The following is a 15,701-nucleotide window of genomic DNA, read 5'->3' on the forward strand; positions in this document are numbered from 1 at the left end:
GCAACCCGCCCCCAACTCTATCTTTGGAAAGACACATGTCCGAACTGAAACTGGAAACCATCGAACAGAAAGCGAGCTACGGCATCGGTCGTCAGATGGGCGATCAGCTGGCCGCAAACAGCTTTGAAGGCGTAGACCTGGACGCTCTGGCAGCAGGCATCCGTGACTCTTTTAACGGCGAAGCACTGGCTATCGAAGTTAACGAAATTCAGGACGCATTCAACGTAATCAACGAGCGTATCCAGGAAGCACAGAAGAAGCAGGCAGAAGAGTTCGTTAAAGCGGGCGAAGAGTTCCTGGTTGAAAACGCAAAACGCGAAGGTGTTGTGACGCTGGAATCCGGTCTTCAGTACGAAATCGTTGAAGCAGGCGAAGAAAACGGTGAAAAACCATCTGCCAGCTCTAAAGTACGCACCCACTACCACGGTACATTCATCGACGGCAAAGTCTTCGACAGCTCCTACGATCGTGGCCAGCCTGCTGAATTCCCTGTTGGCGGCGTAATCGCTGGCTGGACTGAAGCACTGCAGCTGATGACTAAGGGTGCTAAATGGCGCCTGTACATCCCTTACAACCTGGCATACGGTGCGCAGGGTTCTCCAGGCGGTATCCCTCCGTACTCCGCACTGGTATTTGATGTAGAGTTGCTGGACATCCTGTAAGCAGCCCTGCCTGTCCAGCCGGTCACTCGTACCGGCTGGCTCACCTCCCCCACTTTATCCACAACCCGGAGATACAATCCGTGAAACTCTTCCATCAGGTATATGGTGAAGGCGATCCGCTGATCATCATGCATGGTCTGTTTGGCACCTACGAAAACTGGGGAACGCAGATCAAAGCGCTGTCCGAGTATTTTCAGGTAATTGCTGTGGATATGCGTAACCACGGCCGTTCCGATCACGATTCGGTGATGGACTATCCGGCGATGGCTGCAGATATTGTCGAGTTGATGGATGACTTGGGTCTGGCGAGTGCAAATATCCTTGGCCACTCTATGGGGGGCAAAGCCGCCATGCAGCTGGCGTTGAATTACCCCAATCGGCTGCGAAAACTGATTGTGGTGGATATCGCCCCGGTGGCATACCCCCCTCACCATGACGAAGTATTTACCGGTTTGTACTCCATACAGCTGGATCAGCTTAAATCCCGGGGCGATGCCGACAAGCAACTGGCAACCCATGTGGGTGAACTGGGTGTCCGTGCCTTCCTGCTGAAAAACCTTTATCGTGATGAAAACAAACAGTTCCGCTGGCGCATGAACCTTGATGTACTGCGCGACGAATACGCCCACATTGGTGCGGCACCGTCCGGCACACCGTTTCAGGGCAAAACCCTGTTTATCAAGGGCGAAAACTCCCACTACCTGCTACCCGAACACCGCAATCAGGTACTGACCCTGTTCCCTAACACAAGCTACAAACTGATGCAGGGTGCTGGCCACTGGCCACACGCAGAGAAGCCATCGATCTTCGGCAAAATCGTGCTGGGATTCTTACTGGATTGATTTAGCAGGTTCTTAAGAAGGGAAGCAGTAGGTCGGGACCGTGAGCGTAACGCTCAAACCTGCTGCTCGATAATACTGCCTGCAGGGAAGACTTTGGTAAACACGCCAGTTTCTACCAGACGGCGCTCCATCTCCAAACGGGTTTCATCCAGGGTTTTCACCCCGTCCCGTTCCGTCTCGCTCAAGCTTTCAAAGCCACCACTGGGCGCGGTGTTTTCCGACTCATCTCCACCTTCCTGCGGTGATGCGCTTGCAGGCGTCATTCCCGGCTCAGATACCGCTTCAGACCCGCCGGTTTCACCTTCGTCACCAGTCTCGTCTGGTTCCTGATTTGCCAGCTCGGCCAAGGCTTCAGCCATCAGCGCCTGCGCTTTTGCCGCCACCTGACGATCCTGCGTGGAGGGTTCAGCCGGTGCTAATGCTGCAGCGATGACAGTACGCATCTTCTCGATAGTGGCTTCCGGATCATCGGGGATTGCCGAGGTATCAACGCTGACCTCACCGCTGGCTGCATACATACGCCCGTCAGGACCACGGGTGTATTCCAGCTCAGGCGCACCGGTGTACTGTCCGCCGACATTGGCATGGGCCTGCTCATGCTGGCGTACCTCCCTGTCACGCGCCTCCAGCTCCTCAACTAGCTGCAACTCCTCTCCGGTCAGCTCAGACCCTGCCGTTGCGGTCGATTTTTTCTCGTCAGAGGCGGTGGTAGGGGTGGAGTCGCCAGATCCACTTTCCGTTTTTTCAACAGGCTTAGCCGAATGTTCAAGATCTGCAGATGCGGATACAGCCTGAGTTTTTTCAGGCTGCACGGGTGTTTCACCCGCCGGTCGAACCGTGGGCGATGATAAAAGCGGTGGAGAAAGTGCGCTGGCGGCGTGCAGTTCCATGGCAAATATCAGACGCGAATGTTGATGTTGCCGCCTACGGTTTCAGACGCTGCGGTGACTACCTTGCTGGTTGCTGCTTCAGTTTCCTGCACAGTCGTGTCTTTTACTGCACTAACACTGGCAGGTTCACGACCTGTCGCTTCCTCAGCATGGTCTGGTTTACCGCTGCCATGCAGGTCCCCGGATGCTTTAGCGACATTATCCAGGGTTCTGTTCTGTCCGATTACGCCGGATTGCAATGCGTTGGTGACGTTCATAGGACCACCCCTTTACCTTCCATTTGATCATCAGCTGCAACACCCCGGTCCCCCAAACGACACACAGGCGCTACAACAAATACGACTTCCAGCAAGACAGTGTAGACCAGTTTCAGCGACTGGTCACGATTTAGCCAGCCAACAGCCGATCGATATCGATATACTCGGCGATGTTTTCCGGTGTTGGATCGTCCAGGTGCGGGATCTCGGCCAATAGCGGTGCGCGCAACATATTAGCAATGGTATCCCGGTTTTCGTCGTAGCTATTCATATCAGGATCAACTTTGTTGGCGATCCAGCCCGCCAACGGTACACCGTCACGGGTAATGCTCTCTGCCGTCAGCAATGCGTGGTTAATACATCCGAGTTTCATACCAACCACCATAATCACCGGCACCTGTAATGACTTGGGAATCTGCGCCATGGTTTCGCGGTAACTCAACGGTACTCGCCAGCCACCTGCCCCTTCCACCAGCACCAAATCTGCAGGTTGCATCATGGCCCCCCGACAGAAAGCCGCAATACGCTCACCAGAGAGCATCCGCCCTTCGTTCATTGCAGCGATATGCGGTGCGATAGGCGGCTCGAAGGCGATTGGATTCACCTGCTCATAGCTCAGCTTAACGCTTGCGGTATTCTGCAAGATAACCGCATCAGAATTGCGCAGCCCGTCGTCGGTCTTTTCGCAACCCGCCGACACGGGCTTCAGGCCAATCGTGCGTTTACCCGCTTTGTTCCCTGCAGCCAGCAGTCCGGCCGTTACAATGGTTTTTCCCGCATCGGTGTCGGTTCCGGTGATAAAGAAACTACGCTTTGCCATCTTATTCGTCGCTGTATAGAGGTTGGCTTAATTGGTCTGGCGCTTGGAAAGTACGCCGTAATATACATGATAGGTTGCCGGCAGATAGCCTTCAGAATGACGCTGCGATTCGTAGGCTTCGCTGAACGCCTTGATCCGCGCCCGACCTGTCAGGCCGGATGGCTGGCCTGCATTCATGTTGTGGGCGCCGATGCCTTTGAGTTCGTTGGTCAGATCACGTAAACGCGCATAGCGGCACACCCGGTATTCGGTTTCGAATCTATCCACTTGCAACATGTCCGGCAGGTCTGCCTGCAGATCATTCCAATCGATAAACCGGTTCACATGCACTTGGTCATCCACCTGCGCCCAGGCTGTGCGCAGTTCATGCAGGGTCTCCGGTCCCAGTGTACTAAACACAAACTGACCACTGGATTTCAGCACACGCCCAATCTCGGCGAACAGCCTGTCGGTTTGCTCGCACCACTGAATCGCCAGGCTGGTAAAGATCAGATCAACGCTGTTGTCCGCCAGCGGCAGGGACTCCGCATCACCACACAACCATACGGTATCATCCAGTGGGCGCTTTTCACGGGCATAGTTGAGCATCCCTTCCGCCAAGTCCAGGCTGACAATATACGCCTGTGGATAACGCTGTTTCAGCAGTGGCGTGAAGTACCCGGTACCACTGCCCAAGTCCATTACCACCGGAGGGTTGGTGTCCGGCAGGCGCTCGAGCAGTTCATGCCCGACGCCACGTTGCAGCTCGGCCACGGAATCGTAGGAACAGGCTGCACGACTAAAGGAGTCGGCCACGCGCTTTTTATCAAAGGATGCCGGACTCATACATGGGCCCCAGACAGAAACGCGATCACATCGTCGCACCAGCGCGAGGTGTGAGAGATAAAGGGCAGATGCCCTGCGCCTTCGTAGACTGCGGTTTTCGCTTCGGCATTCAGCGCTGCACAGCCTTCTACAGCACTCACTGGCACCAGCAGATCTTTTTCTCCAAACTGCAGCAACACAGGTATCTCCAACTCAACCAAGGCATCACGGGCATCGGTTTCCAGCAGGGTTAGTGCAGGCGCCAACGCGGATGGCCGATCCTCTTTCAGCAGTTGCTTTAGCATTTTGAGGCTGTCGCGTCCCGCTTCTGCTCCCTGGGTTTGCAGCATGATAAAACGGGTCAGTGTTTTGGCTGGATTGTCTGCCAGTGACCCTTTAAAGCCCTGGTAGGTCTCTGTATCCATCGCGCTGACCCAGTCATCACGGGCAACAAAACATGGGTTGGACGCAACCATCACCAGCGCACTTACGCGCCCAGGCGCTTTCGCCGCAGCCGCCACTGCCAGTTGCCCCCCCAGAGACCAACCCAGCCAGTGGGCACGCTTAGGCGCCGCAGCCAACAGAGCATCAACGGCGGCATCAAAGGTCAAGCGATCCAAGGCTGGCGATTGCCCCAACCCGGGCAGGTCGATCAGCGTGATGCTGAAGTGCTCTTCCAGCGCTGGCAAAACATTCAACCAGATGGAGGAGTTCATACCCCATCCGTGCAGCATCACCAGTGCCGGATTCGCGGGATTACCGTGCTGTTCGGTGTACAACTGAATCATCGGCTGACCTTCTCCAAAACTTCCAACAGACGGGTCACCTGTGCTTCGGTGTGACTGGCACTGAAGGTGACACGCAAACGGGCACTACCCTGCGGAACGGTTGGCGGACGGATCGCACCGATAAAGATCCCTTCAGCTTCGATTGCGGCGCTCATGCGCATCGCTTCGGCTGAATCCCCCACCATGATCGGCTGGATTGGTGTCGGAGAATCCATCAACTCCAAGCCGAGTTGCTCGCAGCCGTCGCGGAACTGCTTGATCAGAGCGGCCAGTTTCTCCCGGCGCCACTCTTCGTCGCGCAGGATCTTCAGGCTTGCCAGGGTCGCCATCGCCACTGCCGGCGGCATACTGGTGGTGTAAATATAGGTCCGTGCGTGCTGCACCAGGATCTCGATCAGCTCTTCGCTGCCGGCGACAAACGCACCGGAAGTACCAAAGGCTTTACCCAGGGTACCCACCAATACCTGTACATCCTCCTGCCCAAGACCAAAGTGCTCGACGCAACCTCGACCACCTTTGCCCACACAGCCAAAACCGTGGGCATCGTCCACCATCACCCAGGCATCGTGCTTTTTCGCTGTACCACAGATCTCTGGTAACTCGGCAATGTCGCCGTCCATGCTGAAGACACCGTCGGTAACCACCAGCTTACGGCGGGCTTCGCTGCGGCTCAGTTTCTGTTCGAGACTCTGGGCGTCGTTGTGCAGGTAGCGTTGGAAACGCGCGCCACTCAGAAGACCGGCATCCAAAAGAGAGGCGTGGTTAATACGATCTTCAAAAACGGCATCGCGCTTATCCAGCAGTGCGTTGACCGCCCCCAGGTTCGCCGTGTAACCGGTAGAAAACAGCAGCGCACGGGGACGGCCGGTAAACTCGGCCAGTGCCTCTTCCAGTTCGTGGTGAGCCTGACTGTGGCCATTTACCAAGTGGGAGGCCCCACCACCCACACCGTATCGATCAGCACCGTTTTTCAGTGCTTTGATCACGTCAGGGTGGTTGGCCAGCCCCAGGTAATCGTTGGAGCAGAATGCCAGGTAGTTTTTGCCGTCCACCTGCACTTCCGGTGCCTGTGGGCTCTCCAGCATACGACGCTGGCGATAGAGAGACTGGTCTTTACGGGCGGTCAGTTCATCCCGTAACTGATCAAATGACATAGACAGATCCGATCAATAAAGGAAGGCCGCAGGCCCCAGGGGAACAGGACCTGCGGAAAAAACTCGATCAGGCTTCGTAGAAGTGCTGGCTGTCGGCCTGCTTCTGCAGGTCGCTCATGATCGCCTGCTCCTGGGTTTCATCGTTTTCGGAGATACGCTGCTCCGGTTTGATGCCCAGACGTTTGAACAGTTTCAGGTCACGGTGTGTTTCCGGGTTCGGCGTGGTCAGCAGGCACTCGCCGTAGAAGATGGAGTTGGCACCGGCCATAAAGGCCATCGCCTGCATCTCATCGCTCATGGATTCACGACCCGCAGACAGGCGCACGTGAGACGCCGGCATCATGATACGTGCCACAGCGATGCTACGCAGGAAATCCAGGTTATCCAGATCTTCAGCATTCTCCAGAGGGGTACCTTCTACTTTAACCAGCATGTTGATCGGTACACTTTCCGGCTGTACCGGCATGTTGGCGAGCTGGCGCAGCAGGCCAATGCGGTCGGTTGCGGTTTCACCCATCCCCAGAATCCCCCCGGAGCAGATCTTCATACCGGAATCACGTACGTGCTGCAGGGTATCCAGACGGTCCTGATAAGTACGGGTAGTGATAATTTTGTCGTAGTACTCAGGCGAGGTGTCCAGGTTGTGGTTGTAGTAATCCAGGCCTGCATCTGCCAGACGGTCCGCTTTGTCCTGATCCAGCATACCCAGGGTCATGCAGGTTTCCAGACCCAACTCTTTAACCTGGCGCACCATGTCCAGAACGTAAGGCATATCACGCTCGTGCGGATGCTTCCACGCCGCGCCCATGCAGAAACGGGAAGAGCCGGAGGCTTTTGCCTGTTTGGCTTTCTCAACCACACGTTCCACTTCCAGCAGGCGCTCTTTTTCAAGGCCGGTACTGTAGTGGGCACTCTGTGGGCAATATTTACAGTCTTCCGGGCACGCACCTGTCTTGATCGACAGCAACGTACTCACCTGTACTTCGTTCGGGTTGAAGTACTGACGATGCACAGTCTGCGCCTGGAACATCAGATCGTTAAACGGCAGCTCAAATAGAGCGCGCACCTCTGCTTCGGTCCAGTCGTGACGGATAGCGGTTTTATCTTGCATCGTATTTCTTTCCCCTGGAAAATCCTTTGATAAGCGGGCCCGTGATGGCCACGCGCTCACATTGGACCAATAATATAGGGACAGAAGGAACTGTCAACCAATGAGAACACCCACGGATAACTACTGGTTATTTTTTAGTCAGTGCATTTTATGCAGATCCCACACCAAACACCCGCGTGGTATCTGCCCCGATTGCCAGCGTGACCTCCCCTGGATCGATACCTGTTGCCCACGCTGTGCCCTGCCACAGACACACAGCTACCTGTGCCCACAATGCCGTAAAGCACAGGCACCGTTCAGACAGGTACACGCCCTCTTTGACTATCAGTTTCCCATCAACGAGCTGATTGCGCAGATCAAGTACCACGATAAACCGGTATATATGGCGGCACTGGCCGAAATGATGGCGCGCCATCTGCGCTATATAAAGCCAGAACGCAAACCTGATCTGCTGATCCCTGTACCGATGCACAAAAAACGCCTGCGTCAGCGCGGCTACAATCAGGCTGAGATTTTGGCGCGACTGCTGGGGAAGCTACTCGGTATCCCAGTCAACTGCGAGTTGCTCAGCAAACATCAGGCAACAGCTCAGCAGATGGCTCTCCATCGCAATGAGCGACAAAAAAACCTACGTGGTGCCTTCAGCTGCAGACCCTTCGAAGCCCAACACGTTGCATTGATCGATGACGTGATGACCACCGGCACCACCGTATCCGAGATCTGTCAGGTGTTACGGCAGTCGCCGGGACAGACGATTGATGTGTGGGTGCTGGTGCGTACTGCGGAAGATCGCTGAACGCCCGACATTACTTCATCAGCACCTTGCCGCCGATCACCTTATACGCAGGCGTGCCACGAATCAGGGCTTCGCGGGCAAAAACCTGTCCACAGCCCGGACAGGTACAGGGAGTCTCAGTGAAGTCTTCGCTGATGCGTTCCTTGAAGCACTTCACCAATGCGCCTTTACCGCCCTTGCGGTAGCGGTACAGCTTGGTTTTACAACGGGCACAGACGATATCGACGGTTTTCACCGGCCCCTTGGGGTTGGGTTTAGCCATGCAACAGACAGCACATCAGAAAGTTAAAGGACGTGCCCTGTAGTCTAACATGGTGTCCTTGTACGGAAGCCGATACTATGAGCGCAGTCCAACTGTCTGCGAAGCGAGAACCATGAAAGTTGCTGTATATTGCGGGTCTTCACCCGGCCCTGAAGGTTCTGTGTATATGCAAACCGCCTACGAGCTGGGACAAATCCTGGCCCGTAGCGACGTTGAACTGATCTACGGCGGCGCCACCGTTGGCCTCATGGGGGCTGTCGCGGACGGGGCCCTGTCCGAAGGCGGTAAAGTAACCGGGGTCATGCCAAGCCTGCTGACCCAAAAGGAGCTGGCTCACAAAGGCCTGAGCGAACTGATTCCGGTGCAGGACATGCATGAGCGAAAAGCAATGATGGCCGAACTGGCTGACGGTTTTATCGCGCTGCCTGGCGGCTGCGGCACCATGGAAGAACTGTTCGAGGTGTGGTGCTGGGCTCAGTTAGGACTTCACCACAAACCCTGTGCCCTGTATAACGTCGCCGGTTTCTACGACAAACTGATCGAATTTATCCACCACGCCCAGTCACAACAGTTCATCCGGGAAGAGTACAGCCGCATGCTGGTTGTGGGAGAACGCCCGGATGAGATCCTGCAGGCGTTTCACGACTACCAACCACCCGCCGATAAATGGCGCAATCGCAGCGTCCTCAAGCCTGGCGCCCAAGATAATTGAATTCACCCCACGAAGTAACAGACGGATGATCTGATGTTTAAGAAGTTATTGGCCAGCATAGGGATTGGCGCAGCAAAAGTAGATACCATTCTGGAAACTGACACCCTGATGCCGGGTCAACCGTTCCGCGCCTCCATCGAGATCACCGCAGGCGATGTTGAACAGGATATCTCCGGCATTGAGCTGGCGCTGGTTACTCGCGCCGAAGTGGAAACGGACGATGGCGAACACACCGAAAACGTCAAACTGCAAAAATGGCAGATCAAGAACAATGTCAGCCTGCAGCCGGGCCAGACCCTCTCCGTGCCGTTTGAAGGCGTACTGCACCATGAAACGCCAATTACCGCACTGAACTGTCACGACAACCGCTGTCATGTCTGGATTGCCACTGGCCTGGAGATCGATCTGGCGCTGGACGCCTCCGATAAAGATCCACTGAACATCGTGCCAACCGACGCAATGCGTGCATTTGTTGGCGCCCTGGAAAACTGCGGTTACTACCTGCACAGTGCCGATGTGGAAAAAGGCTTGCTGCGCGGTGATGGCTTTGTCTCCACCTGCGGCGCGTATCAGGAGCTGGAATTCCGCCCGGAGAGCGGTGGTTTCTTCGGCACCAAGGAGATTGAGGTATCCTTTGTACCGGAAACGAATCGCACCCACGTGCTGCTGGAACTGGATCGCGCCTTCCGTGGTGACGGTTTCATGTCGTTCACCCTGGAACACAGAGATCTGAATCCGGTCGCACTTGAAAAACAGCTGCGTCAGGTACTGTAAGAAGCACCTACACCTGCCGGATCTACAGAATCAACCTCTGATCCGCAAAGATCGGAGTTTTTATGACCAAGGATGTTTCGCCCCGTGATCGATATCCCACTGTTTTATCTGTTCGCCATCCCTGCTGTGATGATTACCGGTATCTCCAAGGGCGGTTTTGGTGGAGGGCTGGGCTTGCTGGCAGTGCCGATGATGTCCTTTGTGATTTCACCGGTCCAGGCAGCGGCTATCATGCTGCCGATCCTCTGCCTGATGGATATCTTTGGGGTAATCCGTTTTCGAAAGTTTGCCGATTGGAGCCACCTGTCTATTCTGCTACCGGCCGCCCTGCTTGGCATCCTGCTGGGCACCTTCAGTTTCCATTACCTGGACGAAGCACAGATCAAGCTGATGATCGGTACGGTGGCCATGGCTTTTGTGGTTAACCACCTGCGCGGTAAAGGCCAGGATGAAGCAAAACCGCGCAGTGTATGGCGTGGCAGCTTTTGGGGCGTAATAGGCGGATTTACTAGCTTTGGTGTTCATGCCGGGGGCGCACCACTTAATATCTACCTGCTGCCCCTGAAGCTGGATAAAGCAGCGTTTGTCGGCACCACGGTGATCTTCTTCACCACCGTCAATTACATCAAACTGGTGCCCTATTTCTGGCTGGGCCAGTTCACGACCGATACTCTGCTAACAGCATTGGTACTGGCGCCGCTCGCGCCGCTGGGTGTGTATATAGGCAGCTTTCTGCACCACCGCATAGACGAACGCTGGTTCTACAAGTTCTGTTACGGACTGCTGGCGCTGGCGGGTACCAAGCTATTGATCGATGGCATCAGTGGTTTGATATAATCAACGGTTCAATAACTCACAGGAAATCTTCGTGATCGACTCACTTCACCTGCAGCCGATTGCCGTTGTCCGCAGCGCGTTCAAAGAAAAATTTGGCATCCCCCGTCAGCCCGGTCTGGCCAACAGCATTATCTCCACCATTGAGCTGCTGCCGGAGTTTAGTTCTGCTGAAGCAGTAAGGGGCCTGGAACAGGCCAGTCATATCTGGCTGATCTTTGTGTTTAGTGAGTGTGTCGATAAAGGCTGGAGTACGCTGGTGCGCCCACCGCGCCTGGGCGGTAACAAAAAGTTGGGCGTATTTGCCACCCGCTCGCCTTTCCGCCCCAATCCGTTGGGCCTGTCACCGGTAAAACTGGAAGCAGTGCGGGTAGAAGGCAATAAAGTGTTTCTGGACGTGCGTGGCGCCGACCTGCTGGACGGCACCCCTATTCTGGACATCAAACCCTACCTGCCCTACTCCGACGTGATCGACAATGCGGAGTTTGCCGTGGCCGACAAAATCGAAAAGCTCGATCTGCCCGTGGTGTTTTCCCCCGAGGCCAAGACCGTGTGTCAGCTGTATGAGCAGAATAGCGGATCATCCCTAACCGAGCAGATTTGCGATATTCTCAGCTGTGACCCACGTCCGGCGTACAAGAAAAATGATTCAGAACGCATTTATGGTGTAAAACTTCATAACTTCGATATACGCTGGCAAATAACGAACGATCACATATACGTTGAATCGATCATCAGCACGGGAACCTAGCCAAAAGATCCATGGTCTTTATTAGACGTCCTCGCGGAGCAACAAGAAGGACCGATACTCAAACAGTCACATAGGAAGCGAGTAGATGCGTATCCTAGCAGTAGACCCCAACCGCGCATTCCACCAACTGTTGAAAAGCCAGATCCAGCCCATCGGCTGTGAACTCGATAGCTGCACCAATGGATACGAAACACTCAAGGCACTGGAAAAACACCAGTACGATCTGATCACCCTGGCCCGCTACATCCAGCCTGACGACTATCTCCCGCTACTTAAACATATCCGCGCCTTGCCCAAGTATCAGTTCACACCGATACTGCTGGTCGCCTACGATTATGACTTCAACTTCGTAAAAGAAGCGGTCTCCCAGGGTATCACCGATGTCTTGGACCGCCACCAGCCCGAACAGCTGGTGAACGGCATTATCCGCCTGCTGCGCAAGAGTGATTACCGCTTTGCCGATAACGTACTGCTGGTTGAAGACAGCCCGACCAACGGCCAGTTGGTCACCTCCATGTTGGAACAGCGGGGCATGACGGTGGAATGGCACCAGACCTACTCGGATGCGCTGGATGTACTGGAATACAAAGAGTTTGATCTGATCATTACCGACCTGTTGCTGGATGAGAAACACACCGGTCTGGAGTTGTTACACAACATCCGTCACCACACACGCCCAGAGATCAACAATCTACCGGTGATTGCGCTGACCGGTTTTAACGATCCATCGCGGCGTTTGCTCGCCTTCCACCTCGGTGCCGATGACTTCGTCAGCAAACCATTCTCAGAAGAGGAACTGCTGGTACGTATCGACCGTGTTCTGAGCCGTCATAAGCTGGTGACCCAGCTGCAGAAACGCGAAGCCCAACTGACCGAGATGGCTCTGTTTGATGCACTCACCAAGGTATACAACCGCCACGGCCTGAGCGAACTGATGCGCAAACGTATCGCCAACTGCCACCGTCACGAGATCCCCGGCGTAATGTTGGTGATCGACCTGGACCACTTCAAAGAGCTGAACGATACCTTTGGTCACCCGTTTGGCGACTCTGTGCTGCGCCTGGTCGGCCAGACCCTGAACGATATTGTGCGTGATGATGATATCGCCGGTCGCTGGGGCGGCGATGAGTTCCTGCTATTCCTGCCGTACTGCGACCTGAAAGGCGCCACAACAATCGCCAAACGCATCCGTGCACGCTTGCAACAACGTAGCGATCGGGTTCGCTGCACCATCGGTCTGAGTCAGATGAAACCGGGTGACACCCTGGAAACGCTGATCGCACGGGCCGACAAAGCTCTCTACAAGGGAAAAGAGCATAACAAGGGCGGTTACGCGATGGCTTGATTCAGGCAGACATCGGCATCACTCGCAAACGATTCATGGCAGGTTCAGTCAAACCCGGTTAACCTGCCTACTATTGCTATGACGAAGGTACTTCCCGTGCGCATACTGTCTCACACCCTGTTGGTTTTCTCCTTGGCGACCGTCCTGAACACTTCAACTGCCCTGGCGGAAAGTGAGCCACAACCGAATGAAACCGAGCGCTGGATCGGCGAGTTGTCGCAGAAGCTGCTGGAAAAAGGCGCAGTCAGCGGTACTTATCTGAACAACTACCTGCAGTGCCTGCAGGACGAAAAAAACCTGCGTGAAGAACCGGACTCCGACCTGGAAAAGCTCTTGCAGCAACTGCTCGGCGCGAGCCACAACTGCGCACCGATTATTGAAGAGATGGTCGAAGCCCTGAAGAAGGACGATGCTGAGGCTGATGCATTACGCCAACAGTTGCAGGATCTGGAACGCAGCTTATAACTCCTGTCTTTTCAACACACACAAAAAAGGGTGCCCTCAAAGCACCCTTCTCCTTTCAACCCGGTCTATCAGCGGTCAGGATTCTACAGCCTGTGGACGGAACCTCTTCGCCAGCCAGTAATCCACGCTGAAGTAGCGACCTCCACCGGTGAAGAACAGTGCCAGCAACATGATAAAGTAGGTCACCGCAAACTCGATGCCGTTGTTCAAAATCACCACGGAACCCCGGCCGGTCAGCCAGCTGTAATTGCCGTTTTCACGCAGAATATCTTTGACACGATCCAGACGCTCAGCGGCTTCCATGACACGATCGTTTGCCAACCAGCTGCTTGCATCAGAGATCGCCAACCAACCATTTTCCCAGTGCACGGCCAGTGCCGCCACCAGCATGGTTACCATCAGCGGGATAGAGATCCAGCGGGTTGCAAAACCAATGACCAGAGCCAGACCACCAAAGAACTCGGTACCGGCCGCCAGAGCAGCCATTACTTCCGGCATTGGCAAGCCCAAACCCCATTCCGGATTACCAAACCAGGCCGCCGTATCTTCAAAGTGGGACAACTTGTTGTAACCCGCTTGCATCAATACCGGTGCCAGATATAAGCGCAGCAACAGTGGCGCCAGGCCGTCCATTTGACGGGTATAGTCCAGCACGTCGTGCACTTTGTTATAGGTATTTATAAGTGCGTTAGCCATGTGTCAGCTCCTCAAATCCTTCACTCTTATTCTTGCCGCCGATCAATAACTGATACAGCTTTAGTTCACCCTGATGGCCCCAAGCTCGGCCATACTCAAGCTTAAGGTCAATAATGCTCAGACCAGCGTACCGAGGATGACCCCGTTGACACGCAATTGTTCTAATGTTTGCAGTCCACCGGCCACAACCTGTTCCGGCTGTGGGTGCTGCAATTCTTGCGCTATCTGCACCAGCGCCTGTTGACCGGTCAGGTCTTCAGATTCGGCTAGCAGGTAGAGCAAACGGGCAGTCACGGGATTGATCTCCATAAACTGCACCGCATCCTCCCGATTGCGGTAGGCAATCAGGTAGGTTGGCTGGTCGCCCGGCTCCTGTGGCCTGTAGTCACTACATATACAGTGCACGCGATACTGATACGCCAGAGACCATGCCAGAGGAGACTGAACCGGGTGGCCCGCCAATAGATCCCCATTCGGATCTACCCCTTCAACAGGCAGTTCCACTTCGGAGCTATCGAGCGCCAGCTCAACCCATTCGTAATGGAGCAGCTCCTGCATAAAGGGCTGATCCTCTTCGTCCGGCGCACGGTCGCCATTGACGTATTCGATAAATTCCTCGCCAATCTCAAGGAAATACGGCGTGTGGCAGCGGTGCTTGTCAAAAAAGTCACGCACCGTGCGATGCCAGTATGCGTCACTGGAGATCGCCTTATACACCGGGAAGTTGCCTGCCAGAAAACCTTCCACATTGTTGTAAAACAGCTCACGGTAGATCTGCATACGGCGCTCTTCGATACCCGCCGGTGCTGCGTTCGCTTCCGGATTGCGGATATGGGCGGCAAAGCCGTACTGCAGCGCCTGGAAGTCGTCTTTGTTATGCAACGGTGCGGTCATTTCGCTTCCTCCAGGCCTGTTGATAACCACGAATCTGATCCACTTCCTGTAACAACTCCGCCATCGGAGGGATGTTGAAGTCACGTTCCAGCAAAGTCGGCACGGTTCCAAATTGGTCGTATGCCTGCTGCAGCAGTTTCCAAACCGGATCGACCACGTCGGCACCGTGAGTATCGACAATCAGGTCTTCCGCTTCGTTGTAGTGACCCGCAACATGGATATACATGATGCGATCAGCCGGCATTGCTGCCAGAAATTCTTCAGCGTTGTATTTATGGTTGATGCTGTTGACGTAGATGTTGTTCACATCCAGCAACAAGTCACAGTCGGCCTCATCCAGTACCGCCAGTAGAAACTCCAGTTCGGTCATTTCATGGCTTGGCGCTGCGTAAAAGGAGACGTTTTCAACCGCAATCTTCTGCTCCAGTACGTCCTGAGTCTGCCGGATACGCTGCGCCACGTAGCGCACGGCCTCCTCGGTAAACGGGATTGGCATCAGATCGTACAGATGTCCGTCATCAGTGCAGTAACTCAGGTGCTCTGAGTACCCACGGATACTGTGTTCCTTCATGAACACTTTCAGGCGGTTCAGGAAATCCAGATCAAGGGGAGACGGGCCGCCCAACGAGAGGGATAAACCGTGGGTCATTACCGGGTAACGCTCTGCCGTTTCGCGGAACTTCTTACCAAAGCGACCGCCCAGGCCAATCCAGTTTTCCGGAGCCACTTCCAGAAAATCGATCCGTGCTGGATCCACTTCTGGTAGCGTATCTGCCATGCATCGGCGATAACCAATGCCTGCACCCTTTACCGGATAACCCTGTTCTCTCATCTGTCCTTTCCT

The 15,701-nt window shown here is 54.8% G+C and carries 20 protein-coding genes; 9 read left to right on the top strand and 11 right to left on the bottom strand.

Annotated elements, in window-relative coordinates; translation table 11 throughout:
* Positions 1-35: 35 nt before the first annotated feature.
* Both bamJ and QKW35_RS00195 read left to right on the top strand, forming a co-directional pair.
* Positions 36-662: a BamJ family beta-barrel-assembly machinery protein gene (bamJ, locus tag QKW35_RS00190; protein ID WP_282350046.1), complete on the top strand. Its 627-nt coding sequence runs from the start codon at positions 36-38 to the stop codon at positions 660-662.
* 80 nt (positions 663-742) lie between these two features.
* A complete protein-coding gene (locus QKW35_RS00195) occupies positions 743-1,504 on the top strand; it encodes an alpha/beta fold hydrolase (RefSeq protein ID WP_282350047.1) in 762 nt (253 codons plus the stop codon).
* Between the two features lie 53 nt (positions 1,505-1,557).
* Here QKW35_RS00195 and QKW35_RS00200 read toward each other — a convergent pair whose 3' ends face one another.
* The 7 genes from QKW35_RS00200 to bioB form a co-directional block, all read right to left on the bottom strand.
* Positions 1,558-2,316 carry a putative metalloprotease CJM1_0395 family protein gene (locus QKW35_RS00200; protein WP_282350049.1) on the bottom strand — a complete coding sequence of 253 codons (759 nt, stop codon included), beginning with the start codon at positions 2,314-2,316 and terminating at the stop codon, positions 1,558-1,560.
* Positions 2,317-2,402: 86 nt separating this feature from the next.
* Positions 2,403-2,651 carry a hypothetical protein gene (locus QKW35_RS00205; RefSeq protein ID WP_282350050.1) on the bottom strand — a complete coding sequence of 83 codons (249 nt, stop codon included), beginning with the start codon at positions 2,649-2,651 and terminating at the stop codon, positions 2,403-2,405.
* Between the two features lie 130 nt (positions 2,652-2,781).
* On the bottom strand, positions 2,782-3,471 hold the full coding sequence (gene bioD / locus QKW35_RS00210; RefSeq protein WP_282350051.1) for a dethiobiotin synthase: 690 nt from the start codon (positions 3,469-3,471) through the stop codon (positions 2,782-2,784).
* A gap of 27 nt (positions 3,472-3,498) precedes the next feature.
* Positions 3,499-4,296, bottom strand: coding sequence for a malonyl-ACP O-methyltransferase BioC (gene bioC / locus QKW35_RS00215; RefSeq protein ID WP_282350052.1), 798 nt, complete (start codon positions 4,294-4,296; stop codon positions 3,499-3,501).
* Positions 4,293-5,063 (bottom strand): pimeloyl-ACP methyl ester esterase BioH, encoded by a 771-nt coding sequence (bioH, locus tag QKW35_RS00220; protein WP_282350053.1) that lies wholly within the window; start codon positions 5,061-5,063, stop codon positions 4,293-4,295. Before bioH ends, bioC begins: the two co-directional genes overlap by 4 nt.
* Positions 5,060-6,217: an 8-amino-7-oxononanoate synthase gene (gene bioF / locus QKW35_RS00225; RefSeq protein ID WP_282350054.1), complete on the bottom strand. Its 1,158-nt coding sequence runs from the start codon at positions 6,215-6,217 to the stop codon at positions 5,060-5,062. The genes bioH and bioF overlap by 4 nt, the downstream gene beginning before the upstream one ends.
* Before the next feature lie 67 nt (positions 6,218-6,284).
* On the bottom strand, positions 6,285-7,328 hold the full coding sequence (gene bioB, locus QKW35_RS00230) for a biotin synthase BioB (protein ID WP_282350055.1): 1,044 nt from the start codon (positions 7,326-7,328) through the stop codon (positions 6,285-6,287).
* Between the two features lie 100 nt (positions 7,329-7,428).
* Between bioB and QKW35_RS00235 the strand changes: the two genes are divergently transcribed.
* Positions 7,429-8,124: a ComFC family protein gene (locus QKW35_RS00235; RefSeq protein WP_282350056.1), complete on the top strand. Its 696-nt coding sequence runs from the start codon at positions 7,429-7,431 to the stop codon at positions 8,122-8,124.
* Between the two features lie 10 nt (positions 8,125-8,134).
* Here QKW35_RS00235 and QKW35_RS00240 read toward each other — a convergent pair whose 3' ends face one another.
* Complete coding sequence (locus QKW35_RS00240) at positions 8,135-8,386, bottom strand: hypothetical protein (protein WP_282350057.1); 252 nt, start codon at positions 8,384-8,386, stop codon at positions 8,135-8,137.
* A gap of 112 nt (positions 8,387-8,498) precedes the next feature.
* Between QKW35_RS00240 and QKW35_RS00245 the strand changes: the two genes are divergently transcribed.
* The 6 genes from QKW35_RS00245 (at position 8,499) to QKW35_RS00270 (ending at position 13,267) form a co-directional block, all read left to right on the top strand.
* Positions 8,499-9,098 carry an LOG family protein gene (locus tag QKW35_RS00245; RefSeq protein WP_282350058.1) on the top strand — a complete coding sequence of 200 codons (600 nt, stop codon included), beginning with the start codon at positions 8,499-8,501 and terminating at the stop codon, positions 9,096-9,098.
* A 33-nt stretch (positions 9,099-9,131) separates the two neighbouring features.
* The gene (locus QKW35_RS00250; RefSeq protein ID WP_282350059.1) at positions 9,132-9,872 is read left to right on the top strand and encodes a sporulation protein; all 741 of its coding nucleotides are present in this window, start codon (positions 9,132-9,134) and stop codon (positions 9,870-9,872) included.
* A gap of 84 nt (positions 9,873-9,956) precedes the next feature.
* A complete protein-coding gene (locus QKW35_RS00255; protein WP_282350060.1) occupies positions 9,957-10,709 on the top strand; it encodes a sulfite exporter TauE/SafE family protein in 753 nt (250 codons plus the stop codon).
* A gap of 31 nt (positions 10,710-10,740) precedes the next feature.
* On the top strand, positions 10,741-11,457 hold the full coding sequence (gene tsaA, locus QKW35_RS00260) for a tRNA (N6-threonylcarbamoyladenosine(37)-N6)-methyltransferase TrmO (RefSeq protein ID WP_282350061.1): 717 nt from the start codon (positions 10,741-10,743) through the stop codon (positions 11,455-11,457).
* An 85-nt stretch (positions 11,458-11,542) separates the two neighbouring features.
* Entirely contained in the window at positions 11,543-12,802 is a 1,260-nt protein-coding gene (locus QKW35_RS00265) for a GGDEF domain-containing response regulator (RefSeq protein WP_282350062.1), read from the top strand.
* A 96-nt stretch (positions 12,803-12,898) separates the two neighbouring features.
* On the top strand, positions 12,899-13,267 hold the full coding sequence (locus QKW35_RS00270) for a hypothetical protein (protein ID WP_282350064.1): 369 nt from the start codon (positions 12,899-12,901) through the stop codon (positions 13,265-13,267).
* Positions 13,268-13,342: 75 nt separating this feature from the next.
* Here QKW35_RS00270 and QKW35_RS00275 read toward each other — a convergent pair whose 3' ends face one another.
* The 3 genes from QKW35_RS00275 to QKW35_RS00285 form a co-directional block, all read right to left on the bottom strand.
* Complete coding sequence (locus QKW35_RS00275; RefSeq protein WP_282350065.1) at positions 13,343-13,963, bottom strand: HvfX family Cu-binding RiPP maturation protein; 621 nt, start codon at positions 13,961-13,963, stop codon at positions 13,343-13,345.
* A gap of 117 nt (positions 13,964-14,080) precedes the next feature.
* On the bottom strand, positions 14,081-14,857 hold the full coding sequence (locus QKW35_RS00280; RefSeq protein ID WP_282350066.1) for an HvfC family RiPP maturation protein: 777 nt from the start codon (positions 14,855-14,857) through the stop codon (positions 14,081-14,083).
* Positions 14,838-15,689, bottom strand: a complete 852-nt coding sequence (locus QKW35_RS00285) for an HvfB family MNIO-type RiPP peptide maturase (protein WP_282350068.1) — start codon at positions 15,687-15,689, stop codon at positions 14,838-14,840. Before QKW35_RS00285 ends, QKW35_RS00280 begins: the two co-directional genes overlap by 20 nt.
* Positions 15,690-15,701: the final 12 nt, after the last annotated feature.

The organism is Pontibacterium granulatum, assembly GCF_029961155.1.
GTDB lineage: Bacteria > Pseudomonadota > Gammaproteobacteria > Pseudomonadales > Balneatricaceae > Pontibacterium > Pontibacterium granulatum.